The 4,130-nt window shown below is 69.2% G+C and carries 1 protein-coding gene; it reads right to left on the reverse strand.

Translation table 11 applies throughout. The features are described 5' to 3' along the window. A partial coding sequence (locus tag ACIQU6_RS43895; protein WP_403488209.1) for an SDR family NAD(P)-dependent oxidoreductase occupies positions 1 to 4,118 on the reverse strand: 4,118 nt, incomplete at its 3' end. Positions 4,119 to 4,130 lie beyond the last annotated feature (12 nt).

Below are 4,130 nucleotides of genomic sequence, written 5' to 3' on the forward strand. Positions count from 1 at the left end.
ACCGTCACACCACCGGCCAACGCCAACGCACACTCACCACCACGCAACGCCTGCGCAGCAAGGTGCATCGCCACCAACGACGACGAACACGCCGTATCCACCGTCATCGCCGGTCCCTCGAAGCCAAGGGCGTACGACACCCGCCCCGACAAGACGCTGGCCGTGTTGCCAGTCGCCAAATACCCCTCGGTCTCCTTCGGAGCCCGCGACATCAACGTCGCGTAGTCCTGGCCGTTGGTGCCCGCGAAGACGCCGACCCGGGCCCCCCGGAGCGAGATCGGGTCGATACCGGCCCGTTCGACGGCCTCCCAGGACGTCTCCAACAGCAGTCGCTGCTGCGGGTCCATCGCCACCGCCTCACGCGGCGAAATCCCGAACAACTCCGCGTCGAAATCCCCCACTCCGCGAACGAATCCCCCCTCCTGGACATAGCTCGTCCGCGACGCGCCAGCTCCCGCGCTGCTCCCGAACAGCGACTCGAAGTTCCAGCCACGATCGACGGGGAACGGCCCGATGGCATCCCCGCCCGAGACCAGCAGATCCCACAACTCATCCGGCGACGACACCCCACCCGGGAACCGACAGGACATGCCGACGATGGCGATCGGCTCATCCTCGACGGCCAACACACCGCCAGGCCCGGCCTCTACAACACCCTCAACGCCGGAACCCCACACCTGACCACACACAAACTCGGCCAACGCCCCCGCATTCGGATAGTCAAACACCACCGTCGACGGCAACGACAACCCCGTCGCCACCGACAACACATTCCGAAACTCCACCGCAGTCAACGAATCAAAACCAAGATCCCGAAACGCCCGACCCGGCGCAACAGCCTCCGACGACGCATGACCCAACACCGCCGCGGCACGGGACCGGACCAGGTCCAGCACCATCGCCCGTGCCTGCGCAGCCGACAGGCCGGTAAGCCGTGCGGCGAGTGTCCCCTCGCCGCCGGCCGAGGACCCCGGCGCGGTTCCGGCGTCCCCGCTCTTCAGCGCCTCAGCGGCCTCCGGGACACCGGTGACCAGCGAGCTCGGGCGCGCCGCGGTGAACGCGGGCGCATACCGTTCCCAGTCGAGATCGGCAACTGCGAAGCAGCCACCGGCAGTTGCCAACAATCCGAGCGCCCGGAGGGCAAGCTCGGGGTCCATGGCGCCAACGCCGCCGCGTGCCATGCGGTTCTCCACCGCGTCGGCGGCTGCCATACCTGCCTGACCCCACGCGCCCCACGCGAGCGAGGTCGCAGGCAGCCCCTGTCGGATGCGGCGTTCCGCGAGCGCGTCCAAGTAGGCGTTGGCAGCGGCGTAGTTCGCCTGCCCCGCGGCGCCGAGCGAGCCCGAGATGGAGGAGAAGAGGACGAAGGTGGTGACGGGGTGGTCGCGGGTGAGCTCATCCAGGTGGCGAGCCGCATCGGCCTTGGGCGCGAAGACCCGCGCGAAGCGCTCCGGGGTCAGTCCGTCCACCACGCCGTCGTCCAACACACCGGCGGTGTGGAAGACCGCGGAGAGCTCCTCGTCGGCCAACACCCCGGCCAGCGCGGCACGATCGGCAACATCGCACGCCGCGATGCGCACCTCGGCGTCGGCTGCCTCCAGTTCCTCCCGCAACTCGGATGCGCCAGGAGCGTCCTCGCCCCGCCGACTCAGCAGAACGACCCGACGCGCGCCCCGCTCGACGACCCAACGGGCCACCAGCGCACCCAACGCCCCGGTACCACCGGTGACCAGCACCGTGCCGCCGGCGACCGACCACTCCTCCCCCGCCACCTGGCCGGAACGCACCAGCCGTCGACCGAAAACACCCGAGGGCCGGACGGCCACCTGGTCCTCGACACCCTGCGACAGAACGCCAGCCAGCCGACGCCCCGCCCGCTCATCCACCACAGCCGGCACATCAACCAGACCACCCCACCGATCCGGCAACTCCAACGCCACCACACGACCCAGACCCCACACCATCGCCGCATCCGGATCGATGACCGCATCGGAAGGAGTGGCCGAAACCGCCCCCCGAGTCAGCCCCCACACAGGCGCCGCGACGTCCGCATCGGACAGCGCCTGCACGGCAACCGCCGTCTGAACGGCCCCAAGAGCGACCAGCACTCCGGACACCGTCGCGGTTTCCCCGCCGGAACGGACCAGCTCAGCAAGCCCGGCACGGTCCGTCGCAGACGACACCACCAGACGACAGACCTCCGCCCCACGCGCCCCCAACTCCCCCGCCACATCAACGTACTCGTCCCCGCCCTCGCCAGTCAGCAGCAGCCAACGCCCCGACAGCCGACCCTCCTCCGACAGACTCACCGCCGCCCACGAGAACCGATAACGCCAGTCATCCACCACCGACCGCTCACGACGCTGCCGACGCCACGCAGACAACGCCGGCACCACCGCCCGCAACGCCTCACCATCAACCAACGCCAGCGTCCCCGCCAACCCCTCCACATCGCCCTGCTCCACCGCAGACCAAAACTCACCCTCAACCAGATCAGCCCCAACAGAGACCGCCGGCGATGCCACCTCCACCCAGAACCGCTGCCGCTGGAAGGCATACGTCGGCAACTCAACCCGGCAACCACCCGCAAGCAGCGGCGTGAGGTCGACCGCGCCACCGTGCGCGTAGAGCTGGCCGAGGGCGGTGATCAGCGCGTTCACGCCCTCCCGGTCCGCACGCTGCGTTGCCACGCAGACGGCATCCCCCGTCTCGCCGTTGCCGACCGCTCCGGCGGCCAAGGCCGTGAGAACACTGTCCGGGCCAACCTCAACGAACCGCGTCACTCCGGCATCGACGGCCGCACGCACCGCGTCCGCGAACCGCACCGCTTCCCGCACCTGCCGCACCCAGTACGCCGCCGAGCACACCTCATCCCCGGAAGCGGCCACACCCGTCAACGTCGAGATCACCGCAATCCGCGGCACCTCGTACGTCAACTGCTCTGCAACCGTGGCAAATTCGGCCAGCATGCCGTCCATGCGGTGGGAGTGGAACGCATGCGAGACGCGCAACCGGCTCGACTTCCGACCGTTCGCCTCCGCCCACTCCCGCACGGCCTCGACGGCATCCTCATCACCGGAGACCACCACAGACCCCGGCCCATTGACCGCCGCCAACGACACCGACTCACCCAACAGGCCGGCGATCTCGTCCTCGCGAGCCTGGACGGCGAGCATCGCCCCGCCCTCGGGCAACGCCTGCATCAACCGACCACGCGCCGCCACCAACGTGCAGGCATCCGCCAGCGAGAGCACCCCCGCCACATGCGCCGCCGCCAACTCACCAACCGAATGCCCAATCAACACATCAGGAACGACACCGAAGGACTCCAACAACCGAAACAGCGCCACCTCAACCGCAAACAACCCCGTCTGCGCATACACAGTCCGATTCAGCTCAGCCTCATCCTCACCCCACACCACCTGGCGCAGGGGAGCATCCAACGCCCGCTCCAGCTCACCCACCACCGCATCAAAAGCCTCAGCAAACACCGGGAAACGGGCATACAACTCCCGACCCATACCAAGACGTTGCGCACCCTGACCCGAGAACAGGAATCCAACGCGGCCGTCGCCCGCCGACGACGCCTCGCCCCGCACCACGCCCGCCGCAGGCTCGCCCTCCGCCAACGCCGCCAGACCGGCCAACAGCGCATCCCGGTCGGCACCGACCACAGCCGCGCGGTGATCCAGCCCGGCCCGGGTCGTCGCCAGCGAGAAACCCACATCCAGCGGGGACAGTTCGGAACGGTCCAGCACATGGGCACCAAGGCGGCGGGCCTGCGCCCGCAGGGCCACCTCGGATCCGGCAGACAGCACCCACGGCACCAGCGCCGCCGCACCGCCCACGGACGGGGTGACAGTGGGTCGCTGCCCGTCCTCAACACGAGTCTCAGCAGGCGCCTGTTCCAAGATGACGTGGGCGTTGGTACCGCTCACCCCGAAGGAGGAGACGCCGACGCGGCGCACTCGATCCGACTCGGCCCATGGCCGGTTCTCGGTCACCAGCTCCACCGCGCCGGCCGACCAGTCAACGTGCGACGACGGCGCATCCACGTGCAGGGTCTTCGGCAACACTCCGTGCCGCATCGCCAACACCATCTTGATCACACCGGCCACGCCCGCCGCCGC

It is taken from the genome of Streptomyces sp. NPDC090442, from assembly GCF_044769405.1.
In the GTDB taxonomy this organism is placed as follows: Bacteria; Actinomycetota; Actinomycetes; order Streptomycetales; family Streptomycetaceae; genus Streptomyces.